The organism is Rhizobacter sp. Root1221, from assembly GCF_001425785.1.
Lineage (GTDB): Bacteria > Pseudomonadota > Gammaproteobacteria > Burkholderiales > Burkholderiaceae_C > Rhizobacter.
In genome coordinates, this window is record NZ_LMDI01000056.1 from 118,180 (window position 1) to 138,739 (window position 20,560).

Sequence of the window (20,560 nt, forward strand, 5' to 3'; positions counted from 1 at the left end):
CGTCTTCCACCTATGAGCGAACAAAAGATCGAGTTCTACAAAGGCCCGGCCGGCGGCTGGGGTGCCCTCAAGAGCGTCGCCAAACACCTGCTGCAGGAAGGCGCCCCCGCCAAGGGCGCCCGCACCATGCTGTCGGCCAACCAGCCCGATGGTTTCGACTGCCCGGGTTGCGCCTGGCCTGACCGCAGCCACACGTCCACGTTCGAGTTCTGCGAAAACGGCGTCAAGGCCGTCGCGGCCGAATCCACGTCCCGGCGGGCGACGCCCGAGGTCATCGGCGCGCACACGGTGTCGTGGTGGGCCGAACAGTCCGACCACACGCTCGAGCACCAGGGCCGGCTCACCGAACCCATGGTGTACAACCCCACCACCGACCGCTACCAGCGCATCGCCTGGGACGACGCGTTCGCGCTCGTGGCCCGCGAACTGCAGGCCCTGCCCGACCCGAACCTCGCGAGCTTCTACACGTCGGGCCGCACCAGCAACGAGGCCGCGTTCCTGTACCAGCTGTTCGTGCGCGAGTACGGCACCAACAACTTCCCCGACTGCTCGAACATGTGCCACGAGCCGAGCGGCAGTGCACTCAAGCCCACCATCGGCGTGGGCAAGGGCACGGTCACGCTGCACGATTTCGAGCAGGCCGACCTGATCCTCATCTTGGGCCAGAACCCCGGCACCAACCACCCGCGCATGCTCGGCGAGCTGCGCGACGCGGCCAAGCGCGGCGCCCGCATCGTCAGCGTCAACCCGCTGCGCGAACGGGGCCTCGAGCGCTTCGCCAACCCGCAGAGCGTGGCGGAGATGGCCACCCTCGGCTCCACGCCCATCAGCTCGCACTATGTGCAGATCCGCATCGGCGGCGACTTCGCGTTCCTCAAGGGCCTGTGCAAGCTCGTGCTCGAGGCCGACCAACACGCGAAACTCAACGGCCTGGACCCCATCGTCGATTCGGCCTTCATTGCCGAACACACCACCGGCTTCGACACGTTCATGCAGGACGTGCTCGACGAAGACTGGGCCATGATCGAGCTGGAGAGCGGCCTGTCGAAGGCGCAGATCGATGCGGTGGCAAGCCAGTACATCTCGGCCGAACGCGTGATCGCATGCTGGGGCATGGGCATCACCCAGCACCAGCATTCGGTGGCCACCATCCAGATGATCCTGAACCTGCTGATGCTGCGCGGCAACCTGGGGCGCCCGGGCGCCGGGGTGTGCCCGGTGCGCGGCCACAGCAACGTGCAGGGCGACCGCACCATGGGCATCTTCGAGAAGCCCACGCCGGCGTTCCTCGACCGCCTGGGCCAGGTGTTCGGTTTCGAGCCGCCGCGTGCGCACGGCTTCGACACCGTGGGCACCATCGAGGCCATGCTCGACGGCCGCTGCAGGGTGTTTTTCGCGATGGGCGGCAACTTCGCCGCCGCCACACCCGACACCAACGCCACGTGGCGTGCCTTGCAGTCGTGCGACCTCACCGTGCACGTGGCCACCAAGTTCAACCGCAGCCACGTGATCCACGGGCGCCAGGCGCTGCTGCTGCCATGCCTCGGCCGAACCGAGATCGACATCCAGGCCGGTGGCAGCCAGGGCGTCACGGTGGAAGACTCGATGAGCATGGTGCACCTGTCGGCCGGGCTCAATGCGCCGGCCTCGGAGCACCTGCTGTCCGAGCCCATGATCGTGGCGAAGCTGGCGAAGGCCACGCTGCCCCACAGCAAGACCCCATGGCTCGACCTCGTGGCCGACTACCGCCTGATCCGCGAGCGCATCGAGGCCGTGTTCGACGACTTCGCCGGCTTCAACGACCGCATCACCGCGCCGGGCGGCTTCCGCCTGCGCAACACGGCGTCCGAGCGCACCTGGGTCACCGCGTCCGGCAAGGCCGAGTTCCGCGCGCATCCGATTCCGCGCGACACCTTCGCGCACCGCGCGCGCCGCAACCCCGCCCACCTCGACACCGTCGTGCTCACGCTGGCCACCGTGCGTTCGCACGACCAGTACAACACCACGGTGTACGGCATGGACGACCGCTACCGCGGCGTGTACGGCCACCGCCGCGTCGTGTTCATCAACAAGGACGACCTGCGCCAGATCGGCCTGAAGGGTGGCGACTGGGTCGACATCACCAGCCTCTACGCCGACGGCGTGGAACGCCGTGCCGACAAGTTCATGCTGGTCGAGTACGACATCCCGCGCGGCAACATCGCGAGCTACTACCCCGAGACCAACCCGCTGGTGCCGCTGCAGAGCTTCGCGATCGGTGCACGCACGCCCACGTCCAAGTCCATCCCGGTGAAGCTCACGTGCCACGATGCGGGCAAGGCCGCTTGACGACCTCGAGGCCGCCGCGCTCGCGCGGCTGGCCGAACTCGACACCGGAGATGGCGTGCCCCTCACCCGCCTGGCCAAGCAACTCGACCAGCGTGTCAGCGTGCTGATGCGCACGTTCACGATGCTGAGCGACGCCCGCCTGGGTGGCGTGGCCGGCCCCGGTTTCGTGCGCATCGCGGAAGACGAAGGCCGCTGGCGCGCGTGGGCCACCCCGGCGGGCCGCGCTTTCCTGGCACACCCATGACCGAACCCATTCGCACCGTCGACGTGTGGCGCAACGGCGGCCCGGCCCACACCGACCAGGTGGCCGTCGAGACCCCGGTGGCGCTGGTGTTCAACGGCATCTCGCACGCCGTGATGATGGCCACGCCCACCGACCTCGAGGCCTTTGCGCTCGGCTTCGCGTTGTCCGAAGGCCTGCTGCTGTCGCGCGCGGAGTGTTACGGCATCGAGGTGGTCGAGGGAGACGCGGGCATCGAGGTGCAGATCGACGTGGCCACCGCGGCCGAGGTGCGGCTGAAGGACCAGCGGCGATCACTCGCGGGCCGCACCGGCTGCGGCCTGTGTGGCATCGACAGCCTCGTGCGGCTCGATCTCTCGCCCGAGGCCCTCGTGCCGGCGCCGTGGGTGGCGTCGCTCACCCCCGACACCGTGCAGCGCGCGCTCGCCGCGATGGGCGGCCGCCAGCCCATCAACGCCGCCACCGGTGCCTGCCACGCGGCCGGCTGGGCCGACACCCGCGGCGACATCGTCGACGTGGCCGAGGACGTGGGCCGCCACAACGCGCTCGACAAGCTCCTCGGCCGGCGCGCCGCCGCCGGCCTCGCGAACGGCGAGGGATTCGTCGTGATGTCGAGCCGCGCGAGCTACGAGCTCGTGCGCAAGTGCGCCCGGCTGGGAGTGCCGGCGTTGGCGACCATCTCGGCGCCCACGTCGCTTGCGATCGACATTGCACGAGCGGCCGGATTGACGCTCTACGGGTTCGTGCGGCCGGGACAAGCCGTCCGGTATGCGGGCGGCAATCCGGGTAGACCGCTTGTGTGATGTGGGCAGGGGCCCGGAACGGAACAGCACACCATCGGCGTTGCCGTCACCTGCAGGCTTCAAGTGCGGCGGAACATTGGCCTATGGCCCAGGACCTTCTCAAGTCCGGGCCTTGATGTCGCGTCAGCGGCCCGGTCGATTGAGTTCCGCAATGCGTGCGTCGATGGTGTCGAAGTACGCTTCCCCGCGAGCCGCCATCTCCATCCGCGGATGTGGTTTGTCCAGACTTTCGAACGCGTCAATCAAGTCTCCACGCCGCCTCTCGGGAAGTTCGGCAAGCGCGGCCAGGATCTCCTGTTGGGGCGTCGCTTCTTCAGTGATCTCGTGCAAAGCATGTTCCTCCATGCGATGCAAATGAGGGTTCTCGATGATGCTCTGCAGGAGCGCCTCCGCCTCGTCCGTGGAGCCGGGGTTGAGTTCCTTCAGACTCAAAGCGGCCGTATGCAGCAGATAGTCGCTGTAGCTGCGCTGCTTGTCTTCGAACGCGCGAATGACGTCTTCGTGGTCGACTTCACCGGGGTTTTTCATTTGCGCAAGCAATTCCTCGGGAATCTCCCCTCGTTCAAACTCGGCATCGAATGCCCCTCGGGGATGACCCTTCATCAACTCAAAGATCTCGGCACCAGCGTCTCGAGCTTTCGCCTTGGCAGTGCGATTCAGCTGGGTCGTGTCCTCAGGCCCTTGGTGGATGACTTCGTGGCCTGAGGTGGCCTTGGCTGCCCGGTCATAGTTCACTTTTGCAGTCTTTTTCTGGGCAAGCCTGGCCGCTTTCTCCTCTTCCCCGCGGATGAAATTGGCCGTGAACGCGGTTGGTTCATCGGCGTGCATCAGTCTCGCGAGCGAATTTTCCCCAAGCACTTTGCCCGGCTTTGGCTGCAGTGCGCTGCGGGGGGGCATGGACGGTGCCGATGCCGAGGCGGAGGTCGAACTACGCCGCTTCAAGCCAGGCAGCGAGAAGCCAAATATCTGGCTCTTTTCACTGCGCGGCTGCGGCGCTGGCGCGGAGTTGTCCCCGGCACTCGCTTTGGGCTTCTTGGTGGCATGCGAAAGGCCAATGCGACTGAAAACGGACATGGTGTAGGCCTGCGGGATGGAAAGATGTCGCCAAACGGCTCGAACTCACCCAGTGTGGCCCCCTCGGAGACGGATGCGCTGCCACAGGCGAAGCCAAGCTCTGCTACGCGAAAATCGCCATCCAGGTCAATCCAGCGAAACCACCCGGTCCCCTTCGCCAGGGCGGCACCCATCCGCGATCGGTGTCCACCCCCGGTGGACGACGGCCTGCCGGCCATCGTGGCAGATCTCGACACGCTCGCTGCCGGGCAGGCGTTCCCGCACGAAAGCTTCGAGTGCGGATGGCAGGCTGACCCGCAGCTTCATGGCGAATCGATCGCTCTCCGGATGGTCGTCCAGGTGCAGCATCGGCACGAACGCCGAAGCGAACATCAAGGCGTGCGAGTCCACATTCACGGGTTCCGGCGCGTAGTCCGCATCGTGGAGCCAACGCTGGGCTCGCCCGCGCAAGTCTGCGCCGTCGGCCAGGCCGCCCCAGGCCACGGCAAGCAGTTCCGCCACCCATTGGTTGCAGTTCTGGTAGCGCAGGCTGAACGGGTAGGCATTGGCGCTGTAGCTCGCCGCCAGCAGGTTCAGGACACGCGGCGTGTCGAGCGAGGCACGTCGCAGCGACTGCGTGGCCTCGGCCGGAAGCCGCACGATCGAGATGTAGCCGGCCGAAGGGTCATCCATGCCCATGGTGAACCCGGCGAGCCCCTGATCGTAGATCCGCGGCCGGCTTTCGTCGCAAGCGTAATAGAGCTGGCGCGCCGCCCATGCGCCGCTGTCGCTCCGCCACGCAACGGCAGCATGGGAGTAACGGATGCGAAAGCGCGAGAGATCGAGGCCGGAGCGGCTGATCAGCGCGGCACCATCCTCCGTGGAGCCGAGTTCTTCGCGAACGACGGCTGCAAAGCGCAGCAGGCGGGCCTGCTGGCCGGCCGACATCGAGGCGGTACGGGTGCAGAACTCGGATGACCCCCGGGCCTGGGCCGTGCCCGCCGCGACGGCGGCCACCAGGACGATCGCGCGGCCGATTTTCAAAGGCGCACCGGACGCGCGGCCAGTTCGTCGTACCAGTCGTCGGCCAGCACCAGGTAGAACGGCTCATGGACCGTCTCGCTGTGCGCGAACTCGAACCCGTACACGCGCCGCTGCGCGTGGACGAGGTCGCCACGACCCAGGCCTTGCTTGTCGGCGATGGCCTGCGGCAGGTCGAGCACGATGCGCTGGTCCACCGCCGCATCGGCTTGCATCGTCACCCGCGTGATGCCGGGGCGATCCGGTGCCTTGGCAACTTCGACGATGCGGTAGTCACCAGTGGCGGTCTTGTCATTGCCCGTCGAGCTGTTGCTCGATCCGCGAAGCGAGTCGGACACACTGCCGCTGGACGCCGAACCCGCGCTGGAGGCCGACGAGGTGAAGCTGTCCGCATTCGCATGCGACGCGCACCCGAGGACGGTGGCGAGGCAGGCGACTCTGAAGGCGATGCGAAAGGTCATCAAGAACTCCTTGAAATGAAACAAGATGGATGGGGCCGGTGGCCCGCTACCCGGCGAATGGACCAGGTTCGAAGGAACGATCGATTGTGTCGTGAACGGCCCGCGTCTGCGCGGGGCCTCCTGCAAGGCGCGCGTGCATTTCGGCGGCCACCTGCTCGTAGGAGCAGATGGTGCGATCGAGCACCTCCCCGAGTTCGGGCTGCTCGAAGCCTTCCGCCATGCCCCCCAGCAGCAATGCCGACAGGTCCGCGCCAGGCGCTTCGGCTCGCATTCTTCGAGCCAGCGGAACAATGCTGCCCGGCGCGGCGGCCGGTACCAGCGTGACCAGGCAGATGGCCCGGACCGCAGGCACCGCCGTGCGCAGGTCGGGCATCGATTGCATGTCTTCGAACGACAGGTGGCGGGCATCGAGACTCAGCTGCCGCAGGATGCGGACCAGCAACTCGGTGGCCAGGTCGTCGCCCGGGGCACCCAGGCCAACGCACAGCACGATCGGCGCCGCATCCTGCGGTGCATTCGATTCAGTGCGCTGGCGAAACATCCGCCTCTCGCGAAGCATGCGGCCGGAGCTGGTCTCTACCAGCACCGTGGTGCGTTCGGTGGGCGAGGCCGAGGGCCGTTCGGCACCCGCGAGCGTCTCGACGACTTGCACGATGGCCGTTCGAAGTTCGGTCTGCTGTCGAAGGGTGGTGCGGCCGTTCGCGAAGTCGACCACGCCGAATCGAAGCGAAGGCATCAGCACGGCGTCGCAATAGGCCGCGAACGACCGTCGCTTCAGGAACTCGCGCGCCCCTGCGATGATCTCGCCCGAATCCCCGGACAAGGCGCGCTGGTAGAACTTCTGGGCCATGGTCAGGGCCGGGCCGTCGCCCAGCACGATGTCCAGGAAACCCAGGGATTCGGCATGGCGGCCGGCGACGGCGAGACACAAGGTCAACGGCGTGGCGATGATGACGCCGGCAGGCCCCCACAGCCAGCCCCAGAAAAGCGTTGCCAGCACGATGGAAAGCCGTGACAGGCCCGTCGCCTGGCCGTAGACGCGGGGCTCGATGACATGCGCGGCGAGCAAATCGATCACCAAGAAAACCGCCGCCGTGAGCAGCATGAGCGTCCAACCCTCGGACACACCCAACGCGAGGGCCATGGCAAGCAGCGCCACGACCGGAACGCCCACATACGGCACGAAGCGCATCACCGCCGACAGCGCGGCGAACAATGCAGCCTCCGGCAAACCCACGCACGTCAATGCAACCCAGATGGCCAGGCCGAAGCCGATGTTGACGGCGAACTGGCGCGCCAGGTATCGGGAAAGCCGTTCACCGGCATCGTTGATCGCTGACGTGGTGGCACTCAGGTCGGCCCCTCCGACCAGGCGGATGAACCGATCCCTCAGGGACTCCCGTTCCAGGAGCAGGAAGATCAACACGAGGACGATGATGCCGGCGCTGCCGATCGGTCCCCACGCCCAGGACAGCAGGCGCTGCACCCGCTCCATCGGGGCCGGCTTTGGCGGGCGAACCTCGACCGGGATCGCTTGCCCCGCCGGCACAAGCTGGGCGGAGCCATCGGGCGCATCGAGCATCTGCTCGGCGGCGCCCCAGGTGCGGTCCATCGCCGAGAAGGCGAATCGTCGAAGCGCGTGCAGGTTCTTGTCGAGCCGTGCCTGGTAGGCCGGCAGGTTGCCGGGGATCCGCAGCGCATGGAAGCCGATCAGGCCGCCCAGCAAGGAGATCACCACCACCGATGACAAGACGGCGGCCAGCACCGACGACACATGGCCGAGCCCCACGTCACGCAACTTGCGGACAAGCGGGCTGATCGCAAAACACAGCACCACCGCCATGGTCATCGGCACGAGTATCGATCGCCCCAGGTGGAGCAGGGCCAGCACGGCTGAAGCCGCCAGCACGATCAGTGCGGCGCCCCAGGCCTTCGGCAACGTCGTGCCGGGCGATTGGAGGGTGTCCATGTTCGATCTCATCACTGGCGGCATGCTGAACTAAAGCGCCTGCGTCATTTCAAGTACGCAACCAGTTGGTCCGCCCCGTTGTCAATGCCGGCCTCGGACGCGCTCATGGCGCCCATGCCCGCCTTGAGGTTCCATGCATTCGGGTACTGCTTCGACACGTAGGCACCCAGGAGCTTGTTGGTCGGGGCATCGTAGATTTCCACGGCGAAGCTGACGGAACCGGTCAGGGCGCCCTCCTTGCCTCGCACCGCCTGCACGGCGTTGTAGGGGCCACCCAGCAAATCGAACCGGGACAAGGTGCTCAGGACGGCCGTGTTGGCCTTGGCCCCGGTGAGGGTGAGCTTGATGCGCAACACGTCTTCGCCCGCACCCGGAACGACCCTGAACCGGGTCTGCAGCTTCTCCGTGAATCGGGTTTTCATGGATTTCGCCAGGTGGGCTTTTTCTTGCTCCGAGATGTCATCGAACTGGCTGTCGGTGCCTCGGTAGATCACGACCGGATCGATGGTGACGGCGGCGTATTTGCCCCAGTCCGTGTCACTTTTGTATTCGTAAGGAACGCGGCCGGTCGCATCGTGCTCGTTCGCACGCAACTGCTGTGACGACGCAAGCCCCGAATAGGCCGTGGGCTGCGTGGTGGAGCAAGCGGCCAAGGTGACGCAAAGCGCCAAGGCGGCGACGCGGCAAACGTTGAGCAAGGTGGGCATATGGGTTTCCATTTCGGTGGGTGTCTTACAGACGAATGAGATTGGCGGAGCGCCTGTGCCTCTGCCGTGACGCCGGGCGCGGCATGACGGCCAGACAAACCAGGAACCCCAGCAGGTTTGCGAAGAGGCGCAGGGATCGGAACATGGGGATGACTCCTGGAACGTGCGTGGGACCGGCCAGCGGTTAAAACGATACGGTACCGACCTGTTTCATTATTGAGCCAGCCTCGTTGGTGTGTCAACAAAAGAGTACGATCCCGTTCCATTTAGAAAGGTGACCATGAGGGTGAGGACCCAGGCGCGGCGTGACGCCATCGTTGCGGAGGCGGCCAAGCTGTTCGAGGAAAGCGGCTACGAGGGTGCGTCCATGAGTGAACTCTCGAAGCGCCTCGGGGGGTCGAAGGCAACGCTCTATCGCTACTTCCCGTCCAAGGAGTCGCTCCTCGTGGCGGTCGTGCAGGCGGTCGCCACCTCCCATCTGACCGAGGCCGTGAACGGATTCACGCAGGACACACGAGGCGAGTTCGACCTCAAGGAAGCCCTTCAGCGCTTCGGTGAAAAGATGCTGGCGGTGATGAACAACGACCGGCGGGCGACGGCGATCTACCGCGTGGTCATCGCCGAATCGGGGCGAACTCCGGTAGGCCAGCTGTTCTATCAGTCAGGCCCCAGCGAATGCATCGCTGCGATCAGCAGCGTGCTTGGCGAAGCCATGGATCGCGGGGAACTGCGTCAAGCGGACCCCCGCGTGGCCGCCCTTCAATTCACGTCGCTGTTGACGGCCGAAACGGAAATGCGGATCTATCAGCAGGAGCCGCCCGCCATCACTCACGCACAGATCGGTGAGATGGTCGTTCGGGCGGTCGAGCAGTTCTTGTTCGGCGCCTCGCCCCGGTAGCATCCGAACCCGCCACACAGGGGCGACACGCCAGCGCGCGACGGGCTTGCCAACAAAGTCCGCAATCCCCCCTTGAACCGACTTCATCGACCGTGCGGGATGCCGAAGAGACGGCATCAGTTGTCGCTTGAACCCACCCAAGATGGGCCGAGGCGGCTGCACTGCATTGGCCGTCGAGGCCGTCAAGGGAGTTCACACGATGAGTCTTTCGAACCTGAGGATCGGTTCGCGCTTGGCGCTGGCCTTTTCCGTTGTCATTGCGCTGCTGTTGGTGACGCTGGGCGTCGCCATCTCTGTCCTCAATGGATCGAGTACCGTCATGGACAGCGTGGTGGATGAACGCTACGCGCAGATTGCGCTGAGCAACACGATCAAGAACGTGGGCGATCGTGGCGCGAACACTCTCGGACGGATTCTGCTGGCCTCCAATCCCGGCCAGTTGAAGAAGTACATGGACGAGTACGCGGCCATCCGCACGGCCAACACCCAGAACCTGGCCGACTTCGAGAAGCTCCTCCGTTCCCCCGAGAGCAAGGCGATCTTCGAAGAGCAGTCGAAGGCTCGCAAGGTGTACGGCGCCGCGGTGCGCAAAGTCTTCGATTTGCTGGCGGCCGGCCAGCGCGACGAAGCCATGGCCGTGTACCAGAACGAGTTGGCCGAGCCGCAGGCGCGCTACTACGCGCAGCTCGACACGATGGTCGATCTGCAGGCGCGAAGCATGGTCAGCGATGTGGCCAGTGCCAAGGACAAGTCGCAGCGGGCAAAGCGCCAGATGGTTGCAGCGTCGGTGCTGGCGGTGCTGATCAGCGTGGGCACGGCCTACGGCATCACCCGATCCATCACCCGGCCCATCCAGCGCGCCATCGCGCTCGCGGAATCCGTGGCTGAAGGCAACCTGACCTACCAGGTGCAGCCGGAGGGAACGAACGAGGTGGGACGCCTGATCACGGCGCTCCAGCGCATGGTCGACAGCCTGCACCGCATCGTCTCCGAGGTGCGCAGCGGTGCGGACACCATTGCCACGGCGGCCCACGAAGTGTCACAGGGCAACATGGACCTGTCGACCCGCACGGAGCATCAGGCCGGCGCGCTTCAGGAGACGGCGTCGGCGATGGAGCAGTTGACCTCGGCGGTCAAGCTCAGTGCCGACAGTGCCAACCAGGCCAGCAAGTCGGCGATGTCAGCCTCCACGGTGGCCTTGCAGGGTGGTGAGGTCGTGGGTCAGGTCATCAACACCATGAACTCGATCTCCACGTCGTCCAAACGGATTGTCGAGATCATCGGCGTCATTGACGGCATCGCCTTCCAGACCAACATCCTCGCGTTGAATGCGGCCGTCGAGGCGGCTCGCGCGGGGGAACAGGGCCGGGGCTTCGCCGTCGTCGCCAGCGAAGTTCGCAGCCTGGCGCAGCGCAGCGCGCTCGCGGCCAAGGAAATCAAGACGCTGATCGACGCCTCGGTCAACCAGGTTGACGAGGGCAGCAAGATGGTCGAACACGCGGGTGCCACGATGCAGCGGGTCGTCACCAGCATCAAGCACGTCAGCGACGTCGTGGCGGAGATCAGCGCGTCGAGCCGAGAGCAGAGCATGGGCATCGAACAGGTGAACTCAGCGATCCTCGAGATGGACGAAACCACGCAGAAGAACGCGGCGATGGTGGAACAAGGCACGGCCTCGGCAAGTGCCCTGCAGGATCAGGCCAGGCAACTTGCCGATGCCGTGCGAGCGTTCGCGCTCTAGGACACGCCGCGCGCCCCCCGCGCCATGGCGGCCAGACGGGAGTCCACCGCCGTCATGACGAGGTCACGGAGCCGTTGCTCCGCAATCAACCCGTCAGGGAGAAAAATAAGTGCCAACGACCTTGTCTCACCGCCCATCGTGGCGGCTGCGGGACCGCATCAGGCTGGACGCTCACCTGGGCGCGGCACCTGCCGCGGCCCAAGTCAAACCAGACGTCCAGCGTTTCATCGACGCCCATCGCCAGCAGGGCTTTCGCTGTGCCTCGCTCGACCCGTTGGGGATCGCCAATCCCGTCGACGCGCGATGTCTCTCGCCGGAGCGATTCGGGCTGTTGCCGGCTGACACCCTGACGGCGGATGGTTCGGCGCTGCTGGGCGCCCACGATGTCCACGCGTTGGATCAGCGCCTCAAGGCCATCTACTGCGGGTCACTGGCGCTGGACTGTTCCGGCGTGCGCGACGAGACTCGCCGCGCATGGCTCCATGCCTGGATGGAGTCCGCCACCGGGTTCTCGCACGGCGGCGGGAAGGGCCTCCTGGATCGGCTCATCCAGGTCCAGGCGTGGGAGCATCATGTGGCCCGGCACTTTCCTCATGCGAAGCGCTTCTCGCTCGAAGGATGTGAAGCGCTGGTGCCGCTGCTGGATGCCTTGTTCGAAGAAGCCGCCGCTCACCGCATCGATGAGGTCTTCATGGGAATGCCCCATCGCGGGCGAGTCAATGTGCTGGTCAACGTGCTGGGCATGCCGCCCGACGAGGCGCTCGCCCATTTCGATCCGGAGGCTCGGCCTGCGGAACTGCACCACGACCTGATCTATCACCTGGGAGGTCAACGCGTCCTGGCGACACACCACGGCGAGATCTCGGTCACGCTGGCGCACAACCCGTCCCATCTGCAGAGCGTTTACCCCGTGGTCATCGGCATGACGCATGCCCGCCAAACCCGGCCGGCGTCTCGGCGGGGGATCGGCGAAGCCATGGCTGTCGTGCTGCACGGCGACGCCGCCTTCGCCGGCCAGGGCGTCGTGATGGAAACGCTGGCGATGGCGCAGAAGCCGGGCTACTCGGTGGGCGGGGCCGTGCACGTGATCATCAACAACCAGCTGGGTTTCACCGAACCCAACATGATGAACGCCCAGGCGCCGCACTATTGCACCGACGTGACCCGCATGGTCGATGCCCCCGTGCTGCGCGTCAATGCGGATGCGCCGGAGGAGATGGGCCGTGCCGCCCGGATCGCCCTCACCTACCGGATGGCGTTCGGCACCGATGTGGTCATCGACGTGATCGGCTATCGCCGGCTGGGCCACTCCGAGCATGACGTGCCCTCGCTGAGCAGCCCGCGGATGTACGCCATCACGGAGCTCAAACCCTCGGTCGTGGATGCGTACGGGGCGGCCCTGGCCTGCGCCGGCATGGCACCACACGCCGACATGGGCGCCTACATCACGTCCGGGCGATCCGCGGCGAGCGAGGCCTTTGCGCGCAAGGCCATGCATCCTCACGCCCCACGGACCGCTGCACAACCGCCCCTGCCGCGGATCCCCCCGCTTTCACGCGCCGTGCTTCAGGCCACGGTGTCGGCCATGACCCGGCTGCCCGAAGGCTTCGAGGCGCATCCGCTTGTCCTGGCGATGATTCAGCGGTGGCACCTCATGGCGGCCGGCGAGAGCGCCTGCGTGGACTGGTGTTTCGCGGAGAACGTGGCGTACACCACCACCCTGAAAGCCGGCATCGGCGTGCGCATTTCCGGGCTCGACGTGCGCCGGGGAACGTTCATGCACCGGCAGGCGGTGTGGTACGACCAGGCGGCGGCGGTCATCGACGGCAGCGAGTTCATCCCGCTCCAACACTTGGGTGAGGATGCAGCACGGTTCGACATCTTCAACTCGGTGCTGTCCGAAGAGGCCGTGCTGGGCTTCGAGTACGGCTACAGCGTGCAGGACCAGCGCTCCCTGGCGATCTGGGAGGCGCAGTTCGGCGACTTCGTCAACGGCGCACAAGTGTTCGTCGACCAGTACATCAGCGCCGGTGAGGAAAAGTGGGGATGCAGCTCCGCCCTGGTTCTCCTGCTTCCCCACGGCCACGAAGGCGTGGGGCCGGAGCATTCAAGTGCACACCTGGGCCGGTTCCTGGCGCTTTGCGCTGGGGACAATCTGCGCGTGGCCAGCCCATCCACCTCGGCGCAGTGGTTCCATCTGCTTCGGCGGCAAGCGTTCTCAGCCGTGCGCAAGCCGCTCGTCGTGATGACACCCAAGACCGCACTCTACAAGGAGGCGGCATCGCATTCGCCCGTCCGGCATCTGCTGGCGGGGGAGTTCCAGCCCGTCCTGGACGATGCCGGCGAGGTCGACCCTTCGGCCGTCACCCGCGCGGTGTTGTGCAGCGGCAAGCTGTACTACGACCTCGAGCGCGCGCGCCTGGCGGGCGGCTTCTCTCACGTGGCCCTGCTGCGTCTCGAGCAGTTCCATCCCTTCCCGCATGCCGAGTTGCGCCGGGTACTTCAGCAGTACCCCCGGCTGCGCACCTTGGCATGGGCCCAGGAAGAAAACAAGAACCAGGGCGCCTGGGCCTTCGTGCGCGATGAACTGATCGCGCTGTGCGCACCGCGCATCGCACTGCAACATGTGGCGCGGCCGGACACCGCGTCGGGTGCGACGTCGTTCCATGCCGTTCACCTGCGCGAGCAGGGCGAGCTGGTGGCCCGCGCCATGGGCCCGGAGGGCTCGGCGCACTGAGAGACCGAGGGGTTGCCCTGCCTGCAAGCGCAGTGGATTGCATTCGTGCCATCGACGGGCTTGCACGCGGTCACCCCGCGGTCTTGTCGACACGCAACGACCCCGCCGAGTCGTCCAGCGTGAACTGCCCGGCGACCTGCGGCAGGAACTCGTCCGTGGCCTTGCGGCACCCTCCCCAGTCCAGGTAGTCGTCGAGGATGATGCTGCCGCCCACGACCAGCCGGGGGAACACCCGTTCCAGGCACGTCTTGACCGGCTCGTACCAATCGACGTCCACGTGCGCCAGGGCGACGGGGCCGTCGAGCACCAGGGTGTCCTGCACCAACCCCTTGATGAGTGAGATGGCGTGCCGGTCGCAGTCCAGGTCGAAGCTCGCCAGGTTGGCCTTGACCACGTCATACAGGTCGTCGAGGTAGCCGTAGTAGCGGTCACCCCCGATGCCCGTGGACTGTCCCTGCACGATGGTGCGGTAGCGGGCGTGGACGTCGCCCGTGTCGTCCGCCGTGGGCGGCGGGATCATGCCGAAGACGTCGTACACACGGAGCGGCCGCTCCCGGCGCTTGACCGACGCCAGCAGGATCGCCGAGCCGCCCAACGCACAGCCGGCCTCCAGGAAGATGCCCTCGAGGTGCCTGGCCTCGATGGCACGGCTCGTGGTGACCAGCGCCGCGAGCTTGCGGTCGGTCAGGTAGGTCAGCCTCCTGTCGTGGATGCGGGCCAGCAGCCGCCGCTCCGACACGCTCAACCCCGCCAGCGGGCCCCCGGGGTGGAGGTGCCGAAGGGTACGGCGAAGGCGGTCCGCGAGGCGGTTGGACATGGCGGTTCCCTCCAGGAGCCTGGTTTGGGCGACGGATCACGGCCTTCACGGCCTTGTGAACCACAGTACCGGGCTTCCCGGCAAATGCCACGTTTTTTACAACTGGGGGTCGCCCGATCGTGCCGTCAGTTCACCCACCAGGATCTGCAAGGCACGGCGGTCCAGCGCCTGCAGGGCATCGGCCCGCACCGGATCGTCGCCCGGCAAGAACGACGCCGCGCCGAAGTCGCTGAGCAACGCCTGGCCCTGCCCGTTCACCAGCAGGTTGTGGGCGTACAGGTCGCCGTGGGTCAGGCCCTGCGCATGCAGGTGGGCCAGTGCCTCGGTGGCGGCGCGGGCCACGGAGGCCACCTGTGCCGGCGGCAGGCGCATGCCGGCGGGATAAACGTCGCGGGTGCAACTGGCCATGCTGGGTGGACCGGCCAGCGGCGCCCAGTGGGCCGCCAGCCGCGGCAGCACGAGCCCCTGGGTGTCCCGCGGGTGCCCGGCCAGCACACCCAACACCCCCACCAGGTGGGGGTGCCGGCCGGCCACCAGCGTGGCGGCCATCTCGCATTGCGGCAGGCCGTCGCTGGTGACGGTGCCCTTGAACAGCTTCAGCGCCACGTCCTCCACCGCCCCGGCGGCCGGCGTCCAGCGTGCTGCATGGATGTGACCCGACGCGCCCTCACCGATCAGGGCCTGCAGCTGCAGTTCGGCCCAGGGGATGGCGCGGGCATCGGCCGGCGTGGGCGCCGCCTGCTCGCGCGCCGCGCTGAACGGGTTGCCGGCATGGGCCAGCCAGGCCAGCCGCGGCAACGCCAGCAGCTCATCGGGCAGCGCATGCGCCACCCGCTCGAAGCGGTTGGCCGACAGCCGGATCAGCTCCAGCCGCTGCAGGCGGTGCAGGCCCGCGGGAAGCCGGACGAGGCGGTTGCCCGCGAGCATCAGCTTCTGTAGCCGGGTGCAGTGGGTCAACGTGGATGGCATCACGGCGATGCGGTTGTCGGTCAGGATCAACCAGCGCAGCGTGGGCGCCAGCGCCGCCGCGGGCACGTCGGCAATCTGGTTGGCCTTGAAACCCAGTGTGTCGAGCACGGGCAGGCGGCCCAGCACGGACGGCAGCGCGGTGAAGCGGTTGCTGGAAGCAAACAGCGTGTGCAGGCGGGCGAAGCGCGCAAGGCCGTCCGGCAACATGGAAAGCGCGTTGCCGGACACGTCCAGCACCTCCAGCGTGTCGGCGAGGGCCCGCACCTCGGCGGGCAGCTCGGTGAGGCCGCAGCCGCGCAGGTCCAGGTGGGTGCTGCCTCGCAGTTCTCCCGACCGCAGTCGGGCGAGGGTGGGCTCAGGGGCGGTCATCGGCATGAAGGGGGCCATCGAACGGGGCTGGAGGATCAGCCCGCATTCTCGGCCAGTTGCCGCTCACCAGGACTGCGGCGACTTCGGGGGCCGTGCGGCCACCGAACCGCGCAGACGCCCGGTCAGTGCTTCGGCGCGCCGTGATGCTGGCGGGCGCGCCAGCCCAGCACCGCCGCCACCCCGATGGCCATCATCAGCACGGCAGACGGTTCCGGCACTGCCGCGTGGATGCCTTCCGCGAAGACGAGGTCGTAGTCGGTGCTGAAGTGGTCGGGCGCAAACCCGCCGGTGAGCATCTGGCCGCCGGTGTAGCTGTTGTCCAAGGTCAGGCGCACGCCGAGGCTGTCGGTCGCGATGAACAGTTCCGCGACGTAGGTCTTGCCCACCTGCAGCGCGAGCGTCTGCGGCAGGTCGAAGTGGAACCAGTGGCTGCCCTGCTGGTCCACCGCCACCGGTGCGGATTCCGCGAGGATGTTGCCCGCGAGCCCGTCGAGCCCCGCCAGCCCATCGCGCACGCGCAGGATCACCTGGGTGTCGAAACCACCGAGCAGGAAATCGAACGCATCCACCGCCCCCAGCCCGGCCGTGAAGGACTGGCCGAACGACCGCGGCGCCAGCAATCCCGACGTGCCGGTGAACGGGCCGGGGTTCTGCTGGTCGATGGTGGCGATGGGCAGGGCCCATGCCGCTGACCCGGCGGCCAGCGACAGCAGTGCCGCGCCAACAACCCGAGCGAAACGCTTCGATGGTGAGTACGTCATGAAACCCTCCTGTGACGAACACGGTGCGGCCGCACCGGCGTCAGGTTGTACCACCGGCGTCCGGCAACGGCGGGTTCAAACTAGGGGGTGGGTGGGATGACAGCGCTTGGGGGCGACGGGTGGGCAAGGCCCCAATCCCCAAGTCGTCCCCGCCGTCATCGGTCCGCGAGAGGATGCCCCGCAGCCGCAAAACGGCGACGCTCCAGCATCCGTCCGGCGTGAGTTCAGGCGCCGACCCGATTCGGTTGCGAGGACTTCTGCGTGGCACGCATTGCATTGATGACCCTGCATGGTCAGGGCGTCATCCTGAAAGACTACGCCGACGACCTGCGCCGCCACCTGGCGCAACGGCTGGACACGGCGTGGGAAGACGTGGCGTTCGAACCCGTGTATTGCCAGGGCATCCTCCAGCCCAGCATGCGCGCGGTATGGCAGCGCACGCTGTCGGGCAGCCAGGTCCGGCAGCAGGAATGGCGCACGTTCCTGCTGTTTGGCCTGGCCGACATGGTGGGCCTCGAGGCGCGCAAGGAGTTGCCCGGCTCGACCTACGAACAGACCCAGCTCGAGATCGCCCGCAAGCTGCTCGCCGCACGCGACCAGCTGGGGGGCAACGGGCCGGTGGTGTTCCTCACCCACTCGCTCGGCTGCCAGATCCTGTCGAACTACCTGTACGACGCGCAATGTGTGCCGGGTGACATCACCGCCGGCATCTGGCGTGACATCGACGCCCACGCGATGGAGATCGCCGGCCACCCGTTGAACGACGACGAACGTGCGTTCCTGCGCGGTGACACGATCGCCTGCTGGGTGACCACCGGCTGCAACATCCCGGTGTTCGTGGCGGCCGACAACCGCATGCGCATCCGGCCCATCCGGGCACCGAACGACCACTTCCGCTGGTTGAACCTGTACGACCCGGACGACGCGTGCGCCTGGCCGCTGCAGCCGCTGGGCGCGGGCTACGACACGCTCGTGCACGACATGCGTGTCAAGACGACGCACCACGGCGACCCGTCGCGGCACACCGAACCGATGCGCCACACCGACTACTGGGGTGACGAGGATGTGCTGCGGGTGGTGTCGGGCACGCTGGACGAGCTGCTCGCCGAGTCGACGGCCGAAGCGGCCGCGTGGCCGGTGTGGGCGCCGAGCGCCGCCTCGAGCATGCGCGCCAGCGCATCCTCGGTGGACACCGCCCCTTCCGACAACCAGACCTGAACCTGGCCCGCGGCGAAGGTGACGCCGAGCAGGCGCATCACCTCGTCGCGTGCCCGCTGGCGGATGCCGTCGCGGGCGGTTTCGCCATGGTGGTGGAAGGCATCGGCCGCGCCGGTGAGCTGGGCCGCCGTCTGCACGCGGCCGAGACACGCCATCAGCCAGGCGTACACGTCGCAGTGGGCGAGGAAGATGCCGCAGCGGCGCAGCAGCGGCACGCTCTGCAGGCTCACTTCCACGGCCTCGTCGAACCGCTGCTGGGCGGTCAGCGCGGCCGTCAGGCCGGCGAGGGCCTGCGACAGCGTGAGGCCCTGCGAGCGGCGGTGCCGCGCCCGCTCGGCGAGCCGGTGGAACTGGTCGCCCGCCTGTTCGGCATGCCCCAGCTGCAGGTGCACGCGGGCCATGTCGGCCAGCAGGATGAGCACGTAACGTTCGATGCCGGCGGTCTCGGCCATGTCGAACGCGCGCTGCGACACGGCCAGCGATGCCTCGTGGCGCCCCTCGGCGGCGTGGATCAGGCCCTGCACGCGCAGGCGGCGCACGCGGTCGGCCACGGGCCAGCCCGCCCGCTCCATGGCCTCGGCCTGGGCCAGGGTGTCGCTGGCGCCGGCGAGGTCCTTGCTGGCCAGCAGCGCCTCGGCGCGCATGCGCAGGCACGCGTGCACCGGGCGCTCCTGGCGCAATGACGTGAACAGCGCCTGCGCCCGCTTCAGTGCCTCGACACAGCGCGACGTGGGCAGGCGGCCGTCGACGCCCCCACGCCCGAGCCACTGCCAGTAGCGCGCGGCCAGCAGCGGCGGCGTGGCGGCCGTCACGAGCGGTTCCACTTCCAGCAACCGGTGCATGCCCTCGCTCACCATGCCGGCCACGGCCAGCACCATCGACGACGACGTGGCCAGGGCCACCGCGATCTCGTCGTCACCCCCGGGGCCCGTGGCCCAGGCGAAGGCCGCGCGCACGTTGTTCATCTCGGCCCACAACCAGTCGAGGTCGCGCTGGCGCACGGCGCGGTCCACCAGCGTGCGCGTGGCCTCCGCGTGGCGGCGCAGCCAGTGGTCGATGTGGCCCGCCTCGGCGAGTCGCTCGAACGCATACGCGCGGGTGGTCTCCAGCAGCCGGTAGCGGGGCCGCGTGCCGTTGTCCACCAGCACGAGGGACTTGTCGACGAGGGCGCTGAGCAGGTCGAGCACGGCCCAGGCATCCACGTTGTTGTCTGCCGCGAGTGCCTGCGCCCCTTCGACGACGAAACCGTCGGAGAACAGCGCCAGCCGGCCGAACACCTTCTGCTCGTTGTCGCTCAGCAGCTGGTAGCTCCAGTCGAGCGCGGCCCGCAGCGTCTGGTGGCGCCGCAGCGAGACCCGCGCGCCGCCAGTCAGCACGCGGAACCGCTCGCCAAGCCGGTCGTGGATGCCGTACACCCCGAGCAGTGGCACCCGCGCCGCGGCGAGTTCGATGGCCAGCGGCATGCCGTCGAGCCGTGCGCAGATGTCGACCACCGCGTCGATGTTGCGTTCGTCGAGTTCGAAGGTGCGTTCGAGCGCCCGGGCGCGTTCGGCGAAGAGCTGCACGGCGCCGAAGTGCCGGGCCCGGTCGAGGTCACGTTCCACCGGCACAGCCAGCGGGGATACCTTGTACACCCGCTCCTCGGCCACCCGCAGCAGCTCCTGGCTGGTGCCCAGCAGCCGCACCGACGGGGCGCTGCCCAGCAGGCGCAGCGCCAGCGCCCCCACGGCGTCCACCAGGTGCTCGCAGTTGTCGAGCACGAGCAGCAGGTGCTGCTGGCGCAGCGCGTCGGCCAGTTCGTCGATGGGCGGGCGGGCGCCGGACAGCGGGATGCCGATGGTCTGGGCCACCAGCGGCACCAGCAGGTCGGGGTCGGTGACCGCGGCCAGCTCCACCATCCAGGCCCCCTGGGCATGTTGCCCGCGCAGTTCGTGTGCAACGGCCTGGGCGAGCCGGGTCTTGCCGATGCCCCCGGCGCCGGTGATGGTGACGAGCCGCTGCGATTCGAGCATGGCACGCAGCGCGGCGAGGTCGTCCGCGCGGCCGATCAGGTCGGACACGTGGACGGGCAGATTGCCGTCGGCCGCGTGCACCCCCACCTCGCGGGACAGCGCTTCCCCGGCGTCGGGCTGCGGCGGCGCAGGCGGCGCGCCCACCGGTTCGGCTGTGAAACGGTAGCCGCGGCCCGGCACGGTGGTGATGGCCGACGGACCCAGCAGCTTGCGCAGCGCGTGGATGTGGACCTGGAGGTTGTTTTCCTCGACCACGAGTTTCGGCCACACCACGTCGAGCAACTCGTGTTTCGACACCACGCGGTCGGACCGCTCGACGAGCGCCACCAGCAGGTCGAAGGCCCGCGCACCGATCTGCACCACCTGCCCGCGCACGGCGAGGCGCCGCTCGCCGGGCCGGACCTCGAAGTCTGCGAAGAGCCAGGGCGCGTTCAT

General features: G+C 67.7%; 15 protein-coding genes. 6 read left to right on the forward strand and 9 right to left on the reverse strand.

Annotated features, from left to right (window positions below):
* The first annotated feature begins 12 nt into the window (after positions 1 to 12).
* From ASC87_RS26625 to fdhD, 3 genes are read left to right on the forward strand one after another with little or no spacing between them, the layout of a single operon-like run.
* Positions 13 to 2,328, forward strand: a complete 2,316-nt coding sequence (locus tag ASC87_RS26625; RefSeq protein WP_056670172.1) for an FdhF/YdeP family oxidoreductase — start codon at positions 13 to 15, stop codon at positions 2,326 to 2,328.
* Positions 2,309 to 2,572, forward strand: coding sequence for a hypothetical protein (locus ASC87_RS31305; protein WP_082568979.1), 264 nt, complete (start codon positions 2,309 to 2,311; stop codon positions 2,570 to 2,572). Before ASC87_RS26625 ends, ASC87_RS31305 begins: the two co-directional genes overlap by 20 nt.
* Entirely contained in the window at positions 2,569 to 3,372 is an 804-nt protein-coding gene (gene fdhD / locus ASC87_RS26630; protein ID WP_082568980.1) for a formate dehydrogenase accessory sulfurtransferase FdhD, read from the forward strand. The genes ASC87_RS31305 and fdhD overlap by 4 nt, the downstream gene beginning before the upstream one ends.
* A 123-nt stretch (positions 3,373 to 3,495) precedes the next feature.
* Here fdhD and ASC87_RS26635 read toward each other — a convergent pair whose 3' ends face one another.
* From ASC87_RS26635 to ASC87_RS26655, 5 genes are all read right to left on the reverse strand, one after another.
* Positions 3,496 to 4,446 (reverse strand): hypothetical protein, encoded by a 951-nt coding sequence (locus ASC87_RS26635; protein WP_157604384.1) that lies wholly within the window; start codon positions 4,444 to 4,446, stop codon positions 3,496 to 3,498.
* 126 nt (positions 4,447 to 4,572) lie between these two features.
* Complete coding sequence (locus tag ASC87_RS26640) at positions 4,573 to 5,469, reverse strand: DUF2145 domain-containing protein (protein ID WP_056670178.1); 897 nt, start codon at positions 5,467 to 5,469, stop codon at positions 4,573 to 4,575.
* Positions 5,466 to 5,927 carry a hypothetical protein gene (locus ASC87_RS26645; protein WP_056670183.1) on the reverse strand — a complete coding sequence of 154 codons (462 nt, stop codon included), beginning with the start codon at positions 5,925 to 5,927 and terminating at the stop codon, positions 5,466 to 5,468. Before ASC87_RS26645 ends, ASC87_RS26640 begins: the two co-directional genes overlap by 4 nt.
* 46 nt (positions 5,928 to 5,973) lie before the next feature.
* The gene (locus ASC87_RS26650; RefSeq protein WP_056670187.1) at positions 5,974 to 7,896 is read right to left on the reverse strand and encodes an AI-2E family transporter; all 1,923 of its coding nucleotides are present in this window, start codon (positions 7,894 to 7,896) and stop codon (positions 5,974 to 5,976) included.
* A 44-nt stretch (positions 7,897 to 7,940) separates the two neighbouring features.
* Complete coding sequence (locus ASC87_RS26655) at positions 7,941 to 8,603, reverse strand: DUF3313 domain-containing protein (RefSeq protein ID WP_056670189.1); 663 nt, start codon at positions 8,601 to 8,603, stop codon at positions 7,941 to 7,943.
* A 280-nt stretch (positions 8,604 to 8,883) separates the two neighbouring features.
* Between ASC87_RS26655 and ASC87_RS26660 the strand changes: the two genes are divergently transcribed.
* From ASC87_RS26660 to ASC87_RS26670, 3 genes are all read left to right on the forward strand, one after another.
* Positions 8,884 to 9,501, forward strand: coding sequence for a TetR/AcrR family transcriptional regulator (locus tag ASC87_RS26660; protein WP_056670192.1), 618 nt, complete (start codon positions 8,884 to 8,886; stop codon positions 9,499 to 9,501).
* A gap of 199 nt (positions 9,502 to 9,700) precedes the next feature.
* Positions 9,701 to 11,242 (forward strand): methyl-accepting chemotaxis protein, encoded by a 1,542-nt coding sequence (locus ASC87_RS26665; protein ID WP_082569001.1) that lies wholly within the window; start codon positions 9,701 to 9,703, stop codon positions 11,240 to 11,242.
* Between the two features lie 109 nt (positions 11,243 to 11,351).
* Positions 11,352 to 13,979: a 2-oxoglutarate dehydrogenase E1 component gene (locus ASC87_RS26670; protein WP_082568982.1), complete on the forward strand. Its 2,628-nt coding sequence runs from the start codon at positions 11,352 to 11,354 to the stop codon at positions 13,977 to 13,979.
* Between the two features lie 70 nt (positions 13,980 to 14,049).
* On the opposite strand, the gene ASC87_RS31310 is transcribed toward ASC87_RS26670, so the two are convergent.
* The 4 genes from ASC87_RS31310 to ASC87_RS26695 form a co-directional block, all read right to left on the reverse strand.
* Positions 14,050 to 14,796, reverse strand: a complete 747-nt coding sequence (locus ASC87_RS31310; protein WP_082568983.1) for a TylF/MycF/NovP-related O-methyltransferase — start codon at positions 14,794 to 14,796, stop codon at positions 14,050 to 14,052.
* 96 nt (positions 14,797 to 14,892) lie between these two features.
* Complete coding sequence (locus tag ASC87_RS26680) at positions 14,893 to 16,140, reverse strand: leucine-rich repeat-containing protein kinase family protein (RefSeq protein ID WP_162255213.1); 1,248 nt, start codon at positions 16,138 to 16,140, stop codon at positions 14,893 to 14,895.
* 116 nt (positions 16,141 to 16,256) lie between these two features.
* A complete protein-coding gene (locus ASC87_RS26685) occupies positions 16,257 to 16,895 on the reverse strand; it encodes a PEP-CTERM sorting domain-containing protein (RefSeq protein ID WP_056670203.1) in 639 nt (212 codons plus the stop codon).
* Positions 16,896 to 17,941: 1,046 nt separating this feature from the next.
* The gene (locus ASC87_RS26695; protein WP_056670217.1) at positions 17,942 to 20,560 is read right to left on the reverse strand and encodes a winged helix-turn-helix domain-containing protein; all 2,619 of its coding nucleotides are present in this window, start codon (positions 20,558 to 20,560) and stop codon (positions 17,942 to 17,944) included.

Excerpts from the sequence above, each read along its gene's own strand:
- ASC87_RS26660 (WP_056670192.1), top strand. The coding sequence starts at position 8,884 with ATGAGGGTGAGGACCCAGGCGCGGCGTGACGCCATCGTTGCGGAGGCG.
- ASC87_RS26680 (WP_162255213.1), bottom strand. The coding sequence starts at position 16,140 with ATGCCGATGACCGCCCCTGAGCCCACCCTCGCCCGACTGCGGTCGGGA.
- ASC87_RS26625 (WP_056670172.1), top strand. The coding sequence starts at position 13 with ATGAGCGAACAAAAGATCGAGTTCTACAAAGGCCCGGCCGGCGGCTGG.
- ASC87_RS26635 (WP_157604384.1), bottom strand. The coding sequence starts at position 4,446 with ATGTCCGTTTTCAGTCGCATTGGCCTTTCGCATGCCACCAAGAAGCCC.
- ASC87_RS26650 (WP_056670187.1), bottom strand. The coding sequence starts at position 7,896 with ATGGACACCCTCCAATCGCCCGGCACGACGTTGCCGAAGGCCTGGGGC.
- ASC87_RS26665 (WP_082569001.1), top strand. The coding sequence starts at position 9,701 with ATGAGTCTTTCGAACCTGAGGATCGGTTCGCGCTTGGCGCTGGCCTTT.
- ASC87_RS26685 (WP_056670203.1), bottom strand. The coding sequence starts at position 16,895 with ATGACGTACTCACCATCGAAGCGTTTCGCTCGGGTTGTTGGCGCGGCA.
- ASC87_RS31305 (WP_082568979.1), top strand. The coding sequence starts at position 2,309 with ATGCGGGCAAGGCCGCTTGACGACCTCGAGGCCGCCGCGCTCGCGCGG.
- ASC87_RS26655 (WP_056670189.1), bottom strand. The coding sequence starts at position 8,603 with ATGCCCACCTTGCTCAACGTTTGCCGCGTCGCCGCCTTGGCGCTTTGC.
- fdhD (WP_082568980.1), top strand. The coding sequence starts at position 2,569 with ATGACCGAACCCATTCGCACCGTCGACGTGTGGCGCAACGGCGGCCCG.
- ASC87_RS26645 (WP_056670183.1), bottom strand. The coding sequence starts at position 5,927 with ATGACCTTTCGCATCGCCTTCAGAGTCGCCTGCCTCGCCACCGTCCTC.
- ASC87_RS31310 (WP_082568983.1), bottom strand. The coding sequence starts at position 14,796 with ATGTCCAACCGCCTCGCGGACCGCCTTCGCCGTACCCTTCGGCACCTC.
- ASC87_RS26695 (WP_056670217.1), bottom strand. The coding sequence starts at position 20,560 with ATGAACGCGCCCTGGCTCTTCGCAGACTTCGAGGTCCGGCCCGGCGAG.